The 17,890-nt window shown below is 64.2% G+C and carries 20 protein-coding genes; 14 read left to right on the forward strand and 6 right to left on the reverse strand.

The features are described 5' to 3' along the window. Window positions 1-68 precede the first annotated feature (68 nt). Together D8676_RS20380 and D8676_RS20385 are read left to right on the forward strand one after the other, a co-directional pair. Window positions 69-809, forward strand: coding sequence for an AzlC family ABC transporter permease (locus tag D8676_RS20380; RefSeq protein ID WP_121583033.1), 741 nt, complete (start codon window positions 69-71; stop codon window positions 807-809). Next, a complete protein-coding gene (locus D8676_RS20385) occupies window positions 806-1,156 on the forward strand; it encodes an AzlD domain-containing protein (RefSeq protein ID WP_121582927.1) in 351 nt (116 codons plus the stop codon). Before D8676_RS20380 ends, D8676_RS20385 begins: the two co-directional genes overlap by 4 nt. On the opposite strand, the gene D8676_RS20390 is transcribed toward D8676_RS20385, so the two are convergent. Next, entirely contained in the window at window positions 1,150-1,572 is a 423-nt protein-coding gene (locus D8676_RS20390) for an HIT family protein (RefSeq protein ID WP_121582928.1), read from the reverse strand. The two genes, D8676_RS20385 and D8676_RS20390, sit on opposite strands and share 7 nt — an antisense overlap. Before the next feature lie 78 nt (window positions 1,573-1,650). Between D8676_RS20390 and D8676_RS20395 the strand changes: the two genes are divergently transcribed. Then, window positions 1,651-1,980 carry a multidrug efflux SMR transporter gene (locus tag D8676_RS20395; protein WP_281034294.1) on the forward strand — a complete coding sequence of 110 codons (330 nt, stop codon included), beginning with the start codon at window positions 1,651-1,653 and terminating at the stop codon, window positions 1,978-1,980. Here the strand turns inward: D8676_RS20395 and D8676_RS20400 are convergent. From D8676_RS20400 to D8676_RS20420, 5 genes are all read right to left on the reverse strand, one after another. Beyond that, window positions 1,949-3,193 carry a GNAT family N-acetyltransferase gene (locus D8676_RS20400; protein WP_245426959.1) on the reverse strand — a complete coding sequence of 415 codons (1,245 nt, stop codon included), beginning with the start codon at window positions 3,191-3,193 and terminating at the stop codon, window positions 1,949-1,951. The genes D8676_RS20395 and D8676_RS20400 overlap by 32 nt on opposite strands. A gap of 88 nt (window positions 3,194-3,281) precedes the next feature. Further along, window positions 3,282-4,328 carry a linear amide C-N hydrolase gene (locus tag D8676_RS20405; RefSeq protein ID WP_245427011.1) on the reverse strand — a complete coding sequence of 349 codons (1,047 nt, stop codon included), beginning with the start codon at window positions 4,326-4,328 and terminating at the stop codon, window positions 3,282-3,284. Window positions 4,329-4,478: 150 nt separating this feature from the next. Then, window positions 4,479-5,036 (reverse strand): GNAT family N-acetyltransferase, encoded by a 558-nt coding sequence (locus D8676_RS20410; RefSeq protein ID WP_121582932.1) that lies wholly within the window; start codon window positions 5,034-5,036, stop codon window positions 4,479-4,481. Window positions 5,037-5,057: 21 nt separating this feature from the next. After that, a complete protein-coding gene (locus D8676_RS20415) occupies window positions 5,058-5,798 on the reverse strand; it encodes a glycerophosphodiester phosphodiesterase (protein ID WP_121582933.1) in 741 nt (246 codons plus the stop codon). A gap of 1 nt (window position 5,799) precedes the next feature. Further along, window positions 5,800-6,264, reverse strand: coding sequence for a RidA family protein (locus D8676_RS20420; RefSeq protein ID WP_121582934.1), 465 nt, complete (start codon window positions 6,262-6,264; stop codon window positions 5,800-5,802). Between the two features lie 132 nt (window positions 6,265-6,396). Here D8676_RS20420 and D8676_RS20425 point away from each other — a divergent pair, with 132 nt between their 5' ends. The 11 genes from D8676_RS20425 to bamA all read left to right on the forward strand — a co-directional run bounded on the left by D8676_RS20425 (window position 6,397) and on the right by bamA (window position 17,844). Further along, window positions 6,397-7,233, forward strand: coding sequence for a cell envelope integrity EipB family protein (locus D8676_RS20425; protein ID WP_121583034.1), 837 nt, complete (start codon window positions 6,397-6,399; stop codon window positions 7,231-7,233). Between the two features lie 12 nt (window positions 7,234-7,245). Then, window positions 7,246-7,563, forward strand: a complete 318-nt coding sequence (locus D8676_RS20430; protein WP_121582935.1) for a DUF4031 domain-containing protein — start codon at window positions 7,246-7,248, stop codon at window positions 7,561-7,563. After that, on the forward strand, window positions 7,560-8,819 hold the full coding sequence (locus D8676_RS20435) for a hypothetical protein (RefSeq protein ID WP_121582936.1): 1,260 nt from the start codon (window positions 7,560-7,562) through the stop codon (window positions 8,817-8,819). The genes D8676_RS20430 and D8676_RS20435 overlap by 4 nt, the downstream gene beginning before the upstream one ends. Before the next feature lie 182 nt (window positions 8,820-9,001). After that, window positions 9,002-9,781, forward strand: a complete 780-nt coding sequence (rpsB, locus tag D8676_RS20440) for a 30S ribosomal protein S2 (RefSeq protein ID WP_121582937.1) — start codon at window positions 9,002-9,004, stop codon at window positions 9,779-9,781. A gap of 123 nt (window positions 9,782-9,904) precedes the next feature. Next, on the forward strand, window positions 9,905-10,828 hold the full coding sequence (gene tsf, locus D8676_RS20445; protein ID WP_121582938.1) for a translation elongation factor Ts: 924 nt from the start codon (window positions 9,905-9,907) through the stop codon (window positions 10,826-10,828). A 158-nt stretch (window positions 10,829-10,986) separates the two neighbouring features. Further along, complete coding sequence (gene pyrH, locus D8676_RS20450) at window positions 10,987-11,706, forward strand: UMP kinase (protein WP_121582939.1); 720 nt, start codon at window positions 10,987-10,989, stop codon at window positions 11,704-11,706. Between the two features lie 143 nt (window positions 11,707-11,849). Further along, window positions 11,850-12,407 (forward strand): ribosome recycling factor, encoded by a 558-nt coding sequence (frr, locus tag D8676_RS20455; protein WP_121582940.1) that lies wholly within the window; start codon window positions 11,850-11,852, stop codon window positions 12,405-12,407. An 11-nt stretch (window positions 12,408-12,418) separates the two neighbouring features. After that, window positions 12,419-13,186 carry an isoprenyl transferase gene (locus tag D8676_RS20460; RefSeq protein ID WP_281034291.1) on the forward strand — a complete coding sequence of 256 codons (768 nt, stop codon included), beginning with the start codon at window positions 12,419-12,421 and terminating at the stop codon, window positions 13,184-13,186. 26 nt (window positions 13,187-13,212) lie between these two features. Beyond that, window positions 13,213-14,028, forward strand: coding sequence for a phosphatidate cytidylyltransferase (locus tag D8676_RS20465; protein WP_121583035.1), 816 nt, complete (start codon window positions 13,213-13,215; stop codon window positions 14,026-14,028). A gap of 78 nt (window positions 14,029-14,106) precedes the next feature. After that, a complete protein-coding gene (rseP, locus tag D8676_RS20470) occupies window positions 14,107-15,246 on the forward strand; it encodes an RIP metalloprotease RseP (RefSeq protein WP_121582942.1) in 1,140 nt (379 codons plus the stop codon). A gap of 222 nt (window positions 15,247-15,468) precedes the next feature. Next, complete coding sequence (gene bamA / locus D8676_RS20475) at window positions 15,469-17,844, forward strand: outer membrane protein assembly factor BamA (protein ID WP_121582943.1); 2,376 nt, start codon at window positions 15,469-15,471, stop codon at window positions 17,842-17,844. Window positions 17,845-17,890 lie beyond the last annotated feature (46 nt).

Consider the following 17,890-nt stretch of genomic DNA (forward strand, 5'->3'; position numbering starts at 1 on the left):
CCAAATCATGCGGACCAGCACGGGTTTCGCATCGCCACGTCAGGGGGCGTGTGTTATCCGGCATGCAGATGCCTGACGATACCGTCCTTCCAACCCCCGGTTTCGCCGAACGTTGCCGCTGGTTCCTGCGCGGTGCGTCGAATGTGGCGTCGGTTCCCGGCCTCATCCTCTGCACGGCTCACATCGGTTTCGCCGACCTTGCGCAGCAGGCCGGAATAACGATGGCGCAGGCCGTGTTCATGGTCGGCATCATCTGGGCGCTGCCCGGCATGGTCGTGTTCGTCGGCGCGGTGCTGTCCGGCGTGGGGCTGCTGGCCACGGCGTTCGCTGTCGCGTTGTCCTCGGTGCGGCTGACGCCGATGGTCGTATCGCTGGTGCCGGAACTGCGGGGAAGCCGGACCAGAAAGCTCACGCTCTATCTGCTGGCGCATTTCATCGCCATCACCTCGTGGGTGATCGCCATGGAGACGATCCGTGGCATGCCGCGCGAGGTGCGGACGAGCTACTATTTCGGCCTCGGCTCGATTCTCGTCGTCACCAACATGATCGTGGTGGCGATCGTGTTCGCCGTCGCCGCTGCGCTTCCGCCCGTCGTCGCCGCCGGCCTTTTCCTGCTGACGCCGATGTATTTCCTGACCTCGCTCTGGGGGTCGGCGCGCGAACAGGCCTCGCATATCGCCATGGTGCTCGGCCTCGTGCTCGGCCCGCTCATCCACATGTTCGCGCCGGCCTTCGACCTGCTCGGCGCCGGGCTGATCGGCGGCGGGCTTGCCTTCGCTGCGCATCTGATCAAGGACCGCTCGGCATGACGCTCGGCTCGATCGACGCCTGGTGGTGGCCCTACCTGTTCATCGTGCTTGCCGGCTGGGCGATGACCTATCCTTGGCGGGCGCTCGGCGTCTATCTCGGTGGGCGCATCCGTGAGGACTCCGAAATCCTCGTGCTCGTGCGCGCTATCGCGACCGCGCTGGTGGCGGCGGTCATCGGCAATCTCGTTTGCTTGCCTTCCGGGCCGGCGGCGGAGACGACGCTGGCGCTGCGGGTATTTTCGGCCGCGATGGGGTTCGCGGCCTACTTCTTCATCGCGCGAAAAGTGCTGATCGGAATCGTCGTCGCCGAAGCGATCTTCGGCCTCGGCTTCTATTTCGGCTATTGAGCCAGGGCGGCCTTTATCTTTTCGGCATTGGCGGCGAGGGTCTCGGGCTTCTCCATATCACCGGTGTGGGGCCTGAGCGCCACGCCGTCGAAGCGCGGGATGACGTGGAAATGCAGGTGGAACACGACCTGGCCGCCGGCCTGTTCGTTGAACTGCTGGACCGTCACGCCGTCGGCCGAAAAAGCCTTCACCACCGCGCGCGACACCTTCTGCACCGAGGCGATCAGCGAGGCGAGGCTGGCGGCGTCCGCATCGAGTATGTTGCGCGACGGCTGCTTCGGGATCACCAGGCAATGGCCGTCGCCGCGCGGCATGATGTCCATGAAGGCGAAGGTGTCGGCATCCTCGTAGATCTTGTGGGAGGGCAGTTCGCCGCGCAGGATTTTTGCGAAGATGTTGGTGTCGTCATAGCTCATCGTAAGGTCTCTCGGCTTTGCGGATGCCATAATGGTTCGGCGAATCGTCTGGTCAATGGGGCAGGGCGCATCATGCTTCTGAATTACTTCTACCTCGTGGTTGCAATCCTGTTCGAGGTTATCGCGACGACCGCGCTCAAGCAGACGGAGGGGTTTACGCGGCTCGTGCCGTCGCTGGTCTCGATCGCCGGCTATTCGCTCGCCTTCTACTTCCTGTCGCTGCCGCTGCGCACCATGCCTGTCGGCGTGGTCTATGCGATCTGGTGCGGCTTCGGCATCATCTTCATCACCGCGATCGGCTGGGTCTGGTTCCGCCAAGTGCTCGACCTGCCGGCACTGGCCGGCATGGGGCTGATCATGGCCGGCGTCATCGTCATCAATCTGTGGTCGAAGACGATCGTTCACTGACCGGTCGAAAATCGGCCTGCTGGAGTTCGCCGCGGCGGAAAGGGCCGTGCTCGTCGAGATATTCCGCCATGTGCTCGACTTCGCGGCGTTCGCGCCTCAGATAGTCGGCCACCGCCTGCCGCAGGCCGGCATGGGCGATGAAATGCGCCGACTGCGTCGTCACCGGCCGGTATCCGCGCGCCAGCTTGTGCTCGCCCTGCGCGCCCGCCTCGACGACCTTCAGGCCCTTGGCGATCGCGAAGTCGATCGCCTGGTGGTAGCAGACCTCGAAATGCAGGAAGGGGTGGTCCTCGATGCAGCCCCAGTTGCGGCCGTACAGTGTGTCGGAGCCGATGAAGTTGATGGCGCCGGCGATGTAGCGGCCGTCGCGCTTCGCCATGACCAGCAGCACGTCGTCGGCCATGCGCTCGCCGACCAGTGAGAAGAACTTGCGGTTGAGATAGGGCCGGCCCCATTTGCGGCCGCCGGTGTCCATGTAGAAGGTGAAAAAATCGTCCCAGACCTTTTCGGTGAGGTCGCTGCCGGTCAGCCAGTCGATCGCGATGCCACCGGCCAAAGCCTCGCGGCGTTCCTTCTTCAGCGCCTTGCGCTTGCGCGAGGCGAGCGTGGCTAGGAAGTCGTCATAGGTCGAATAGCCCTCGTTGAAGAAATGGAACTGCTGGTCGGTGCGGGCGAGGAAGCCGGCGCCTTCGAGCGCCGCCATGTCGCCCTTCTGGGCGAAAGTGACATGCGCCGACGATACGCCGACCGTTTCAGCCACCTGCCGCAGGCCCTGCGCGAGTGCTGCTTTCACCGCCGCCGGATCGGCGTTCCTGCTGACGAGCAGGCGCGGGCCGGTCGCCGGAGTGAAGGGCACGGATGCCTGCAGCTTCGGATAATAGCTGCCGCCGGCGCGCTCGAAGGCGTCGGCCCAGCCGTGGTCGAACACATATTCGCCCTGGCTGTGCGACTTCGCATAGCAGGGCACGGCCCCGAGCACCGCGCCGCCAGCATCCTCCAGCCTCAGGTGATGGCCCTGCCATCCGGTCTTGCGCACGGCGCAGCCGGACTCTTCAAGGATGTTTAGAAAATCGAATGAAACGAACGGGTTGTACGGTGTTTCGCGATTGTCTCGCGAAGCACCGGAGAACGCGCTCCATTCGGCTTCGGTGAACGCCGCGATGCTGGGCACGATGCGGATCGACAGCCCGCCGCCCGCGGCAGACCCGTTCACGCTTTCCTGTTCGCTCGCCATTGCCGGTCTAATCTATGTTGCCCTGCAGCATACGCAAGGTCGGTTGTCAGCTTCCCAAGCTGACAAGTCAGAGCCCCAGGAACTTGAATGGCTCGGCTTCCGTGAACTCGGCGTTGACCAGGCCGGAATAGATGTTGGTCTGGTTGGGACCGAGATCGAGCTTCATCACCTTGCCGGTCTCTTCGGAGAAATCGAACCGGGTCAGATCGGCCCAGAAGATGTTCGGGGTAAGCGCCGATTCGAAGAAATAGAGCTTACGCTTCTGGTCGGCCACGGTGCGCCACCGGGTTGACGAGATGTTGGGCTGGTCAGGCGTCGTTATGCCGAAAGGCACCGAGACGTTGCGGATGACGCTGAACACGCTGGCGATCGCTTCCACCGGCTCTTCGCTCTTGGGGATGGCATTCACGTAGAAGGAGGCGCGCGCAAAACGGTCGGCTGCGCGGTTGGTGCCCGGAAGCATCACGGTTCCGCCGATCTGCTGCCAGTAGGAATTCAGCGCAAGCTGCTCCTCGAAGATCGGGGAGTTGGTCATTACCTGATAGTCGCGGCTGTGGTGGATGACCTGTTTGCCGTCGATATATTCGACGATGGCGCTGTCGCCGGTCGCGTCCGAAAGCGACAGATGGAGGGTCGCCAGCCTGTCTTCACCCGGCACGCTGTCGGTGACGATGGTGAAGGGTTCCTTCGCGAGCGTATCGACGGCCTCTTGCACGGTCGCAAAATTGTCGAGCACATATTGCGCCCATGCGGCGATCGTCAGCCCCGGGCCCTTGCCGTCGTAGGCGGGGTAGGAGGACTCGACCAGCCAAAGCACATTGGCGACGAGGCCGGCCTCGTTCATGCCGTCGGTGGTCGAGACGTCGTAGCCCGACGCAATGACGCTGCCATACTTGGCGGTCCATTCGACCGAGTTCGGCCCCGCCTCCCCGGACCGTTTCATTCCACGCGGGAACACCCAGAGATTGGTGCCGACGTCGGTCTTCCAGTCCATCGAGCGCCCGGTGATGACCTGGTCGCTGCTGCCGAGATAGACAAACCGCGTGCAGGCTTCGGCCACGGTGGAAACGAGCATGCTCCCCCAAAGAAACACGGCGGCGCAGATTGAAGTCATCGAGCGCGAGGTCATGGCTTGTCTCCTGGGAGGTGTTTTTCGCGAGCGTTTCCGGGCGTCAACGACGCTGGCCGAAATCCCGCCGCCCGCGGCTCGTCCAGTCTATGCTGCCCTGCAGCATAAGCAAGCTGTCCATGGACGGCGCTCGTCCTACTGCGGCGCGTCAGGGGCGGGTACCGGGTATCGCATGGCGCACCGCCGTTCCGCCGGCAGGCCGGCGTCGATTTCGCTGGCAAGGACGTCGCGCAGCGTTTGAGTGAGTTCTCCGGGGAGCAAGGTCGCAAAGCCCTGCGAGCGGTAGAAGGGCTCGTTCCAGGGGAGTTCGCGGAATGTGGTCAGAGTGACCGCGGCAAGGTTCCGTTGAGCCGCCCAATGCTTGGCTCGATCAAGCAGCCGGCGACCGATGCCGCGCCGCTGGTGATCGCTGGCCACCGCGAGTTCCCAGATGTGAAGATTACCGTCGAGCAGTTCGCCGCTGAGAAAACCGACGGGAACATCGGTTGCGTCGACGGCGACCCAGGCTGCCCCGCCTTCCATCAATTGCAGGTGGCGCTCTTCCGACTGGACCGTGTCGTCGGCGATCCAGGCAAGATCCGGGATCTGCCGGAATGCTTCTCCAGCAGATCGCTCTATGTCCGGAAGGGAGGGAGCGTCTGCGGGCTGCGCAGGCCTGATCGACCACGATGCAGTTCCTGGACCGGTTTTCAAACGGCCCCCAACAGCGGAAGCCTAGGCCGAGGCATTACGAGTGGATTCCTTGTCCGGGTCGAAACCCTCGAAGGTCATCTGGTCGGCGTATCTGAAGGTGAGGTCGACCGCCGGCTTGTCGCGGATCGTCCAGGTGATGACCGGCATCTTCAGCCTGTCGCGGACGAAGCTGACGAAGGGGTTGGGCAGGTCGCCGGCGGCATAGGAAGTGAAGTCGAGGCCGTGTGCCAGCATGGCGAAATGGGATTCGATGAGCTGGTTCTCGCGGCCGTAGGCGGTGAGGCCCGCAGGCAGGTCCGGCATGTATTTCTTGAAGTCGCGGATCAGCCAGTGGTCGAAGGACATGACGGCGACCTTGCCCTTGTAGCCCTTCAGCGCGGCGGCGACCGCCTCGACCAGGCCGTCGTCGTGGCCGGCGATGCCCTTGAGCTCGATCACCAGCGGGACCTTGCCGCGCACGAGGTCGAGCAGTTCGCTGAGGCGCGGAACATGGTCCTTGGTGCCGCCGACCTTCAACGCCTGCAATTCGGCGGCCGTGCGCTGCCAGACAAAGCCGTCGGCGCCGGTGAGCCGCTTCAGGTCGCCGTCATGGATGACGACCGGCACGCGGTCGGAGGAGAGGTGCACGTCGCATTCGATGGCGAAATTCCTGTCCGCCGCGCGACGGAAGGCCGAGAGCGTGTTCTCCCAGACCTTTTTGTTCAGGTCGTGCAGCCCGCGATGCGCGATCGGCCGCCGGGTCAGCCAGGAGAGCTTCGCCATGTCAGGCGATCTCGATGACCGCTTCGACTTCGACGGCGGCGTTGAGCGGCAGCGAGGCCATGCCGACCGCCGCGCGCGCATGCTTGCCGCGCTCGCCGAGCGCCGCCGCTAAGAAATCGGATGCGCCGTTGGCGACAAGATGCTGCTCGGTGAAGTCGGGCGTCGAGGCGACGAAAACCGAGATCTTCACCAGGCGGGCGATTTTTTCGAGGTCGCCAAGCGCCGCCTTGGCCTGCGCCAGCACGTTGATCGCGCAGAGCTTTGCCGCCTCGATGCCGGCCGCGGTATCGAGATCGCGGCCGACCACACCGGAGACCTGCAGCTTCCCGTCCCGCATCGGAAGCTGGCCGGAGGTGAAGAGAAGGTTGCCGCTCGTGACGAAGGGCAAATAGTTCGCGGCAGGCGCGGCGGCAGCCGGCAAAGTAACGCCGAGATCGCTCAGCCGCTTTTCGATTGTTTCGCCCATCGTCTTTCCCTATCTCTGTGCTGTGACCGTATTGGCGGCCGAAACTGCTATTTTTGCCTCGCTTCCGCCACGACTTTTTTTAAGGTGAGGCAACTTTACCGCGGCGGGATGCCGCGCTGGCCGGAGTCCCACATGCGCCTGTTGCGCCTAGCATGCCTTCCGTTCTTCCTCTCGCCTGTTCTTGCTTCCGGAGCCAGCGTCGCGGCGGCGGTGCCGCTCGTCCAGCATCGCGCCGTCTACGATCTGCAGCTTTCCGAGGCGTCGGAACGGTCGGGCATCACGGGCATATCGGGCCGCATGGTCTATGAGATCAGGGGTTCGGCCTGCGAGGGCTATACGGTGCGATTCCGCTATGTCACCCAGTCGAGCACGCGCGATGCCTCGCAGATCACCGACCAGCAGACGACCACATTCGAGGATGCCGACGGCAAGTCGTTCAGCTTCGCGACGAAGTCCTACACCGACCAGGCTCTCGACAAAGAGCTGCGCGGCAACGCCACGCGTGAGCCGGAAGGCGTGAAGATCACGATCGACAAGCCCGAGTCGAAAAGCTTCGAGCTGCAGCCGACCCAGTTCCCGACTCAGCACCTCGTCGACCTGATCCACCGCGCCAAGGAAGGCGAGACTTTCTACGAGACCAGCATCTTCGACGGCTCGGAAGACGCCGACAAGGCGATGACCACCACCGTCATCGTCGGCAAGCAGGCGACCGCCACCAGCAACGATCCGGAGCGCAAGGCGCTCGACGGGCTCAGCCAGGAAAAGTTCTGGCCGGTCGACATCGCCTATTTCGACGAGACGTCGGAAGACGGCGGCGAGGACACGCCCGAGTACCGCATCAGCTTCAAGCTCCACGAGAACGGGCTGACGCGCGACCTCCAGATGGACTATGGCGACTTCATCATCCGCGGCCAGCTCGTCGACCTCGCCGTATTCGAGCCGGACGACAAGTCGACCTGCGATCGGTAAGGCGCGCCAGGCGTGGCGGTATACGTGGATCAACCGATCTGGCGCTGGGCCGGGCACAAATGGTGCCACATGCTGGCCGACAGCGAGGAGGAGCTTCACCGCTTCGCGGCGACGATCGGCGTCCATCGGCTGCTCTACCAGGGTCCGCCGAAAACCTCCGCCCCGCACTATGACATCACCGGCCTGGAGCGCGCCCGGGCGCTGAAGCTCGGCGCGGTCGCCTGCACGCGCGAAGAGATCGTCGCGGTGTTCCGGCGGGTGAAAGTCCACAACGGCAAGGTGCACCGGCAGAAGGGGCCGATCCCTGCCAGGGTCAGGGAGACCGTTTGAGCCGGCTCGACGCCTTTGTTCCGCCACGGCCCAACAGATGGCTCATCCGTTCGATGACGCCGGTGAACCGGTCCTTCATGCTTCGTGGCCTGCTCGGGCTGCGCGGCGTCTGCGACATCCGTGCGATCGATTTTCCCGAGAGTGAGCAAGGCAGGCTCGCGGCCGTCTGCGGCGAGGGCAGGGCGACCTTCGTCACGCCCAACCATCCCGAATTCTTCACCGACTGGATGCTCGACAAGGAGATTTCCGCACGCCTTTTTCCGGAGGCTGCGTTCTGGGCGACGAACGGCGTGGTCAACGGGCTCGGCAGCCTGGCCCAGAAATTCTGGCTGGCGAACAATCTGATCGCGCAGATCCCCGGCAACAGCGAACCCGCGCGGGAGCATTCGGTCGATTGGGCGCTTCGGGGCAAGGTCGTGCTGTTGCACCCGGAGGGCGCGGTGGGCTGGCATTCCAACCATGTCGCGCCGCTGATGCCGGGCGCAGTGGAGATGGCGCAAGAAGCGCTGCGGCGCGGCCGAAAGCAAAATCCGGCATTCCAAGCCTTCATCGCGCCCGTCGTCTGGAAACTGGTGTTCGATCGCGATGTCGAGACCGGGCTTCTCAAGGAATGCGCCTATGTCGAGGAACGGCTGCGGATCGAGCCGGGCGAGGGGCTTTCGCTGCCCGACCGGGTCTACCGGCTCTACGAGACGCTGCTTTCGCGGGACGAGGCCGATCTCGGCATCGACCCCGGGCCTCGACAATCCTTCGCCGCAAGGCATGGGATGCTGATCCGGACGGTCTGCAAGCGCCTTGCCGGATTGCTTTCACTGGACAAGTTGCCGTCCGAACCGTCCGAGCTTCTGCGGCTTGCGCGTCGCAAGCTGCGCGAGACCAGGACCGATCCGGCTGCGCCGCAGATCAAGTCGGCCATCGACCGGCTGGCGCTCAATCTGCGCCTGGGTCCATACGCCTTCGAGGGCGAAACGGTGACGCAGGAAGAGCTTGCCGAGCACATCAAACGGATGCGCAACGACCATTGCAAAGGCATTTTGCGCGACACGCTGAACCGCTACGTGCCGCGTCCGGCCGGTCCGCGCACGGCGATCATGCGCGTGCCGGAGCCGCTCGCGATGCATGAGGTCGCTGGTTCGGACGACGAGGCGTTGGCGCTGCTGCGCGAGCGTATGCAGGAGGCGCTGGACGGCATCAACGGAATGCTGGGCGCTGCCGGGCGCCTTAAAGCCTATCCAAATCCCTTCCGCGAGGGCTGAAATCCGGCCTAAAGCCTGCGCCGCTTGCATTGCTGCGCTGCAGCGTCTATATGCGCGGCCATTCCACACACGGACTTTGGTTTCCGACCGGGAGAAATCCGGAGGCGACCGCCGGTGGCATTAGAGGGCCCAAGCCCAAAGATGTCGACGTCCGTGGAGGTCAACCGGAAAGGAACTTTTGAATGGCTCTGCCTGATTTCAGCATGCGCCAGCTCTTGGAAGCTGGTGTTCACTTCGGCCACCAGACCCACCGCTGGAACCCGAAGATGGCCCCGTATATCTACGGCGCCCGCAACAACATCCACGTCATCGACCTCAGCCAGACCGTGCCGCTGCTGCACCAGGCTCTGAAGCAGGTTTCCGACACCGTCGCCAAGGGCGGCCGCGTGCTCTTCGTGGGCACCAAGCGCCAGGCGTCCGACATCGTCGCCGACGCCGCGCAGCGCTCGGCGCAGTACTACGTCAACTCGCGCTGGCTCGGCGGCATGCTGACCAACTGGAAGACGATCTCGAACTCCATCGCCCGCCTGCGCAAGCTCGACGAGATTCTGGCCGGCGAAGGTGGCCAGGGCTTCACCAAGAAGGAGCGCCTCAACCTCGACCGCGAGCGCGAGAAGCTCGACAAGGCGCTGGGCGGCATCAAGGACATGGGCTCGACGCCCGACCTGATGTTCGTGATCGACACCAACAAGGAAGCGATCGCCATCCTCGAGGCCAAGCGCCTCGGCATTCCGGTCGTGGCGGTCATCGATTCCAACTGCGATCCGGACAAGGTCGACTTCCCGATCCCCGGCAATGACGACGCGGCCCGCGCGATCCAGCTCTACTGCGATCTCATCGCCAAGGCGGCGATCGACGGCATCGCCCGCCAGCAGGGCGCTCTCGGTGTCGACCTCGGCGCCTCGGCGGAAGCTCCGGTCGAGCCGGTGCTCGGCGACGACGCGGCGAAGCCGGAAGCCTGATAAGGGCTGATTTCGAGGGCCGCCTCTCGGCGGCCTTCCCATTTGATGAATGCGTGATTTTCGCAGCGGGGCGCCATTGAAAGCCGATGGTGCTCCGGCGCGTTTCGAGACGAAGAGGCAAGGATGAGCATTTCGGCAGCACAGGTCAAAGAACTCCGCGAGCTGACCGGCGCGGGCATGATGGACTGCAAGGCAGCCCTGACCGAGACCAACGGCAACATGGAGGAAGCGGTCGACTGGCTGCGCAAGAAGGGCATCTCCAAGGCCGACAAGAAGGCCAGCCGCACCGCCGCCGAAGGCCTGATCGGCGCCGATGCCGGCCTGCGCGAGGCGGTGCTGGTCGAGGTCAACTCGGAGACCGACTTCGTCGCCCGCAACGACGGCTTCCAGGACATCGTGCGCAACGTCGCCAAGGTGGCGCTCGCGTTCGGCGGCGACCAGCAGAAGGTCGCCGACGAAAAGTATCCGGGCTCGGACAAGACCGTCACCGAGGCGATCAAGGACGCCATCGGCACGATCGGCGAGAACATCTCCTTCCGCCGCTCGGCGAAGCTTTCCGTGCCGCAGGGCGCCGTAGCGACCTATGTGCACAACGCGGTCGCCGACAACCTCGGCAAGCTCGGCGTTCTGGTCGCGATCGAGACGGCCGGTGACGCGCACAAGGCCGGCGCCTTCGCGCGCCAGGTCGCCATGCACGTTGCGGCGACCAACCCGATGTCGCTCGACATCGACGCGCTGGATCCGGCCGCGATCGAACGCGAGAAGGCGATCTTCTCCGATCAGGCCCGCCAGTCCGGCAAGCCCGAGAACATCATCGAGAAGATGGTCGAGGGCCGCCTGCGCAAGTTCTACGAGGAGGTCGTTCTCCTCAAGCAGGCCTTCGTGATCAACCCCGACGTCACCGTCGAGCAGGCGCTGAAGGATGCCGAGAAGGAAATCGGCGCGCCGGCCAAGATCACCGCCTTTGTCCGCTTCGCGCTCGGTGAGGGCATCGAGCGGGAAGTCAGCGACTTCGCGGCGGAAGTTGCCGCCACGGTGAAAAAGTAACGCGGCATCAACCGCTTCCGCACCGTTTCGGACACTGAAATCGAAGGGCGCCGCGTGACATCGCGGCGCCCTTCGTGTATCGCAACCCCGCGCCGCCGCGCGTCCCCGACGCGTCTGGCGGCTATCCGATACCGGCAGCCCACAATCACGAGGATCCCATGACGGCAAGGCCCAAATACCGCCGCGTCCTGCTCAAGGCTTCGGGCGAGGCGCTGATGGGCGAGCAGCATTTCGGCATCGACGTATCAGTGGTCGACCGCATCGCCGCCGACATCGCCGAGGCCCGTGCGATGGGCGTCGAGGTCGGCGTCGTCATCGGCGGCGGCAACATCTTCCGCGGCGTCGCGGTGGCCTCGAAGGGTGGCGACCGCGTCACCGGCGACCACATGGGCATGCTCGCCACCGTCATCAATTCGCTCGCCCTGCGCACCTCGCTGGTCAAGCTCGGCGTCGATGCGGTCGTGCTTTCGGCGATCGCCATGCCGGAACTCTGCGAAAGCTTCTCGCAGCGCCAGGCGACCGCCTACATGGACCAGGGCAAGGTGGTGATCTTCGCCGGCGGCACCGGCAATCCCTTCTTCACGACCGATTCGGCAGCCGCCCTTCGCGCCGCGGAGATCGGCGCCGATGCGCTCTTCAAGGGCACTCAGGTCGACGGCGTCTATTCGGCCGACCCCAAGAAGGACCCGAACGCGACCCGCTTCGAGCACATCAGCCATGCCGACGTCATCACCAAGGGCCTGTCGATCATGGATACGGCGGCCATCGCGCTTGCGCGCGAAAATCACATTCCGATAATCGTCTATTCGATACACGAGCAGGGCGGTTTTGGCGAAATCCTGCGCGGCGGCGGTCGCTGCACGGTGGTTGCCGACTAGATCAGTTCCGGGAAGGCGAAAGCCGGTTTTCCGATCAGGATTGCGGGCTAAACATCGGACACAAAGGCGCGAAGCGGTTTGCGGATCAATCCGATGCCGCTAAGACTGACAAGAACCGAACGGGAAAGTTCGAGGAGACGGATATGGCAAGCGGAGATTTTCAGGACATTCAGCGGCGCATGGAGGGTGCGATCAACGCCTTCAAGCACGACGTCGCGTCGCTGCGCACCGGCCGCGCGTCCGGCAATCTCCTCGACGCGGTCCAGGTCAAGGCCTATGGTTCCGACATGCCGCTCAACCAGGTTGCCACCATCTCGGTGCCGGAGCCACGCATGATCTCGGTGTCCGTCTGGGACAAGTCGATGGTCGGCGCGGTCGACCGCGCCATCCGCGAGGCCAATCTCGGCTTCAACCCGATCGTCGACGGCAACAATCTGCGCATTCCGCTGCCCGAACTCAACGAGCAGCGTCGCAAGGAACTGGTCAAGCTGGCGCACGGCTATGCGGAAAACGCCCGCGTGGCGATCCGCCATGTGCGCCGCGACGGCATGGACTTCCTGAAAAAGGCCGAAAAGGACGGCGACATCAGCGAGGACGATCACCGCAGGGATGCGGAGCGCGTCCAGAAGCTGACCGACGAGACGATTTCCACCGTCGACAGCCTGCTGGCCGGCAAGGAAGCCGAAATCATGCAGGTTTGAGACCTGCCGCCTTGTCTCCGCCGCGTTGCGGGGATGAAAGAGACGCTATGACGACGCCCGAGCATGTCGCGATCATCATGGATGGCAATGGCCGCTGGGCGAAGGCGCGCGGCCTGCCGCGCGTTGCCGGCCACCGCGCCGGCGTCGAGGCGCTGCGCAAGACCGTGCGCGCCGCCTCCGACCTGGGCGTCGGCTGGCTGACCGTCTACGCCTTCTCGTCGGAGAACTGGTCGCGGCCGAAATCCGAGGTCAGCGACCTCATGGGGCTCCTGAAGCTGTTCATTCGTCGCGACCTCGCAGAACTCCACCAGAGCGGCGTCCGGGTGAGGGTGATCGGCGATCGCGTCGGCCTTGCGCCAGACATCGCGTCGCTCCTCGACGAAGCGGAATCGCTGACGGCGGAAAACCGCGCGTTGAACCTCGTCATCGCCTTCAACTATGGCGGCCGTGACGAGATCGTGCGGGCGTCGCGGCGTATCGCGGAAGCCGTGGCGCGTGGCAGCCTCGAGAGCAGCGCCGTCACCGCGGAGGTCTTTGCCGGTTTCCTCGACACGGCGGGCATTCCGGACCCGGATCTCGTCATCCGCACCAGCGGCGAGCAGCGCATGTCGAACTTCCTGCCCTGGCAGTCGGCCTACAGCGAACTCGTCTTCCTGTCCTGCTACTGGCCCGACTTCACGCAGGAGCATTTCGCCGACGCGCTCCGCCAGTACGCTGCCCGCGAACGGCGCTTCGGTGGCGTGCTGCCGCGGGGCGTGGCGCAGGGCGTCGCCTCGTGAGCGACGAAACCGGCTCCGGCAGGCGGATGAGCAACCTCCAGCTTCGCATCGTTTCGTCGGTCGTGCTGATCGTCGCCGTGCTCGCCGTAACCTTCATCGGCGGCGTGGCGTTCCGGCTGCTCTCGGCGCTGATCGCGGCTGTCATGTTCTACGAATGGTGCACGATCTCGCGAAACGCGACGGCTGCGCGCCACCAGCTTGTCGCGGCGGCGCTGCTCGCCGTGGTGCTGCTGGCGCTGGTGCTCGGTTATTCGGCAGCGGGGGTGCTCGTCCTTCTTGCGCTGTCGGTGCTCGCCAGCCTGGTCGACAGCAAGATCGCAGGGCAGGGGGCCTGGGCCCCGGCGGGCCTTGCCTACGCCGGACTGTCGGGCGTGTCGCTCGCCTGGCTGCGCGACGGCGACCAGGCCGGCCTTCTGGCGATTCTGTTCCTCTTTGCGGTGGTGTGGGCGACCGATATCTTCGCCTATTTCGTGGGCCGCTCGCTCGGCGGCCCGAAGCTCGCGCCGTCCATTTCGCCCGGCAAGACGCAGAGCGGCGCGCTCGGCGGCACGCTGGGCGGGGTCGTGGCGGGCGTGGCGCTCGCCGCCTTCGCCGGGCTCGGCAATCTGCCGCTGCTCGCGCTGGTCGCCTTCCTGCTTTCGGTCGTCTCGCAAGTCGGCGACCTCTTCGAGTCTTGGGTCAAGCGGCGGCACGGCGTGAAGGATTCGGGCAATATCATCCCCGGTCACGGCGGCGTGATGGACCGGGTAGACGGGCTTGTCGCCGCGGCCTTTGCCCTATACGCCATCGGCTTCATGCTCGGCGGCGCCGACAAGCCGGCACAGGCGCTGTTCGGGGGCTAGGCGCAAACGCGCCACGGATTTGCCTGCATTAAGGCCACACTTGCCGCGCCGTGGCCGCCGGAGTTTCGAGGGAGCGACTTGAGCGACACATTTTCATCCCTGCTCGGCACGGAAAGCCTGCTGATCGGCACGATCGTCCCGTTCCTGTTCGTGCTCACCGTCGTCGTGTTCGTGCACGAGATGGGCCATTACCTCGTCGGGCGCTGGTGCGGAATCGGCGTCAAGGCGTTCTCTATAGGCTTCGGCCCGGAACTGATCGGCTTCAACGACCGCCGCGGTACGCGCTGGAAGATTTCCGCGATCCCGCTCGGCGGCTACGTCAAGTTCGTCGGCGACATGAACGCGACGAGCACGCCCGACGCCGGCGAGATAGAGGCGCTCTCCGACGACGAGAAGAAGGTGGCTTTCCATACGCAGCCGGTGTGGAAGCGGGCGCTGACGGTGTTCGCCGGCCCGGCCTTCAATTTCCTGCTCACCATCGCGGTATTCGCCGTCATCTTCGCGATCTACGGCAAGTTCGTGTCGGAGCCGGTCGTCTCCGAGGTGCGCCCCGAGAGCCCGGCGGCCGCCGCCGGCTTCCAGCCGGGCGACCGCTTCGTCAGCGTCGACGGAACCCAGGTCGAATCATTCGCCGACGTGCAGCGGCTGGTGTCCGGTCGCGCTGGGGACGAGATCCAGTTCGTCCTTTCGCGCGACGGCAAGGAAGTGGCGGTAAAGGCGACGCCCGAACTGATGGAGCAGACCGACGCGCTCGGAAACATCGTCAAGATCGGCGTGATCGGGGTGGTCAGCACGCAGGAGACGGCGCAGTCGCGGGTGGTCACCTTCACGCCGGCCGGCGCCGTCACCGAAGCGGTCGTCGAAACCGGCCATATCATCGTCAGAACCGGTCAATTTTTGAAACGCTTTGTCGTGGGCCGCGAGGACAAGTGCCAGCTCGGCGGGCCGGTCAAGATCGCCAAGATCTCGGGCCAGGCAGCCAAACTCGGCTTCGAATGGCTGGTCCAGCTCGTCGCGCTGCTTTCGGTCGGCATCGGAATCCTCAACCTCCTGCCGATTCCACCGCTCGACGGAGGGCATCTCGTGTTCTACGCGCTGGAGGCCGTGAAGGGCCGTCCGGTGTCGGAAAGAGCGATGGAAGCTGTCTACCGCGTGGGCCTGCTTCTTGTGCTCGCCTTCATGGGATTCGTTTTCTGGAACGACCTCTTTGGGTGTTGAAATCATGAACGAATTCGGCTTGGCTGGGACGCAAGTTGAGGGGCCGTTTACCATGACGGGGGATATGCGTGACGCGAAAGCCACGCGGCTTGGTTAAGTAAACACAAATTAACCAGGAGCCTTGCTTGTGGGGAAAATCCGGTTATTACGGTCAGGGGAAACGCACAGCGACGTCCGGTTTTCTCGCCGTGGGGACTTCGAGAAAAAGGGTTCATAATTTTAATGAAGGCAGCATCCGGGTTTTTGAGCGCCGCTTCGGCGGTCGCATTGTCTGCGGCTTTGACAATGCCGAGCGCGTTCGTGTTGCAGCTGTCGGCAGTGTCCGTGGCGCAGGCCGCCACGGTCTCCTCGATTGATGTGCGGGGCAACCAGCGCGTCGACGCCGAGACGATTCGCAATTACCTCACCATCAAGCCCGGTCAGAGCTTCTCGACGGTCGACGTCGATGAGTCGGTGAAGCGCCTCTTCGCCACCGGTCTGTTCTCCGACGTCAGCGTCAACCAGGTCGGCGGCACGCTCGTCGTCCAGGTTTCCGAGTACCAGGTGGTCAACCAAGTCCTTTTCCAGGGCAACAAGAAGATCAAGGACGCGCAGCTCTCCAACACTGTGCAGTTGAAGCCGCGCGGCACTTTCTCGCCTGACCAGATGCAAGCCGACGTCGAGGCGATCCGGCAGTCCTATTCCCGCATCGGCCGCGACGACGCGACAGTCAGCGCCAAGACGATGGATCTCGGCGAGAACCGCGTGAACGTGGTCTACGAGATCAACGAAGGCGACCGCACCAAGATCAAGGCCATCAATTTCGTCGGCAACGAGGCTTTCGGCGACCGCCGCCTGTCGGACGTGATCGCGACCAAGGAGTCGTCGATGCTGTCCTTCGTGCTGCGTGACGACATCTATGACGAGAACCGGCTGCGCGCCGACGAAGAGGCGCTGCGTCGCTTCTATTTCAATCGCGGCTATGCCGACTTCCAGGTCGTCTCGTCCTTCGGCGAACTCGACGAGGCGACCAACGAATACACGATCACCATCACCATCGAGGAAGGTCAAAAATACACCTTCAGCGACATCACCGTCGACAGCACGCTGGCCGACGTGCCCGGCGAATCGCTGATGTATCTGGTCGAGACGAAGCCTGGCGACGTCTACAACGCCAAGGACATCGAAGATTCGATCATCAAGCTGACCGAGCATCTTGCCGGCATGGGCTACGCGTTCGCGCAGGTCACGCCGCGCGGCGATCGCAATTTCGAGAACCGCACCATTTCGGTCGCCTATACGATCGACCAGGGCGCCAAGACCTATGTCGAGCGCATCGAGATCCGTGGCAACACGCGCACGCGCGATTACGTCATCCGCCGCGAGTTCGACGTCAGCGAGGGCGACGCCTTCAACCAGGTTCTGATCCAGCGCGCGAAGCGCCGCCTGGAAGCCCTTGGTTTCTTTGAGACTGTCGAGATTTCGACCGCTCCCGGTTCCGAGGCCGATCAGGTCGTCCTCGTGGTGGATGTGGTGGACAAGTCGACCGGCGAATTCTCGATCGGCGCCGGCTACACGACGGGCGGCGACACGCCCGGCCCGTCGATCGAAGGCTCGATCACCGAGCGCAACTTCCTCGGCCGCGGCCAGTTCATCAAGTTCTCCGCCGGCGGCGGCAAGGACTCGCGCGACTACCAGTTCTCGTTTACCGAGCCGTATTTCCTCGGGCGCCGCATCGCGGCCGGCTTCGACATCTACCGGCGCACGCGCAGCTACGACGACTATGACAGCGAGAGCACCGGCGCGACGATCCGCTTTGGCCTGCCGATCACCGACAAGCTGTCCACCCAGCTCGCCTACAACATCGTGAGCGAGGAATATAATCTGGACGACAGGTGCGAGGTGACCGATCCGATCGGCCAGCCGAACGGCCCCTGTGACGTCTCGATCGCCATTATCGACGCCGTCGAAAACAGCCCGTGGCTTAAGTCGTCGATTTCGGGTGCTCTCGTCTACAACACGATCGACGACATGAAGAGCCCGCATGCGGGTATCTTCGCGAACATAGCGACGGAAGTGGCCGGACTTGGCGGCGACGCCGAATTCGTGAAGCTCACCGCCCGTGCTTCCTACTACCACACGCTGTCCGAAGAGCTCGACATCGTAGGTATCGTCAGCGGTGGCGCTGGTCATGTCGTTGGCTGGGGTTCTGACGATCTGCGTATCTTCGACCACTTCCAGAGCAACGACCGCATGATCCGCGGCTTCGAATATGGCGGTATCGGCCCGTATGATGCCAATGGCGACAACGACAAGCTCGGCGGCACGACCTATTTCAATGCTTCGGTCGAGGCGCAGTTCCCGATGCCTGTCCTGCCCGAGAGCTTCGGCATAAGGGGCGCAGTATTCGCCGACGCGGCGACGCTCTACGGAAACGATATCAACCTGCAGGGCGTCGACGTGCAAGGCTCTGGCATGGAGTGGCGCGCTTCGGTCGGCGCGGGCCTGATCTGGGCGTCGCCGTTCGGTCCGCTGCGCATCGATTATGCCGTGCCGGTCGTCAAGGAAGACACCGACGAAGTGCAGGAATTCAACTTCGGCATGTCGACCCGCTTCTGACCGAGGCGGGTTGATCGGCCCGGCCGCTCAGGCCGGGCGTCCACCT

The sequence above is a fragment of the Mesorhizobium sp. YM1C-6-2 genome, assembly GCF_003666685.1.
Classification (GTDB): Bacteria; Pseudomonadota; Alphaproteobacteria; order Rhizobiales; family Rhizobiaceae; genus Mesorhizobium_K.

What these genes read in the sequence shown, in the direction of transcription:
- D8676_RS20380 (WP_121583033.1), top strand. Translation starts at nt 69, where the DNA reads ATGCCTGACGATACCGTCCTTCCAACCCCCGGTTTCGCCGAACGTTGC.
- D8676_RS20385 (WP_121582927.1), top strand. Translation starts at nt 806, where the DNA reads ATGACGCTCGGCTCGATCGACGCCTGGTGGTGGCCCTACCTGTTCATC.
- D8676_RS20390 (WP_121582928.1), bottom strand. Translation starts at nt 1,572, where the DNA reads ATGAGCTATGACGACACCAACATCTTCGCAAAAATCCTGCGCGGCGAA.
- D8676_RS20405 (WP_245427011.1), bottom strand. Translation starts at nt 4,328, where the DNA reads ATGACTTCAATCTGCGCCGCCGTGTTTCTTTGGGGGAGCATGCTCGTT.
- D8676_RS20415 (WP_121582933.1), bottom strand. Translation starts at nt 5,798, where the DNA reads ATGGCGAAGCTCTCCTGGCTGACCCGGCGGCCGATCGCGCATCGCGGG.
- D8676_RS20420 (WP_121582934.1), bottom strand. Translation starts at nt 6,264, where the DNA reads ATGGGCGAAACAATCGAAAAGCGGCTGAGCGATCTCGGCGTTACTTTG.
- D8676_RS20425 (WP_121583034.1), top strand. Translation starts at nt 6,397, where the DNA reads ATGCGCCTGTTGCGCCTAGCATGCCTTCCGTTCTTCCTCTCGCCTGTT.
- rpsB (WP_121582937.1), top strand. Translation starts at nt 9,002, where the DNA reads ATGGCTCTGCCTGATTTCAGCATGCGCCAGCTCTTGGAAGCTGGTGTT.
- tsf (WP_121582938.1), top strand. Translation starts at nt 9,905, where the DNA reads ATGAGCATTTCGGCAGCACAGGTCAAAGAACTCCGCGAGCTGACCGGC.
- pyrH (WP_121582939.1), top strand. Translation starts at nt 10,987, where the DNA reads ATGACGGCAAGGCCCAAATACCGCCGCGTCCTGCTCAAGGCTTCGGGC.
- frr (WP_121582940.1), top strand. Translation starts at nt 11,850, where the DNA reads ATGGCAAGCGGAGATTTTCAGGACATTCAGCGGCGCATGGAGGGTGCG.
- D8676_RS20465 (WP_121583035.1), top strand. Translation starts at nt 13,213, where the DNA reads ATGAGCAACCTCCAGCTTCGCATCGTTTCGTCGGTCGTGCTGATCGTC.
- bamA (WP_121582943.1), top strand. Translation starts at nt 15,469, where the DNA reads ATGAAGGCAGCATCCGGGTTTTTGAGCGCCGCTTCGGCGGTCGCATTG.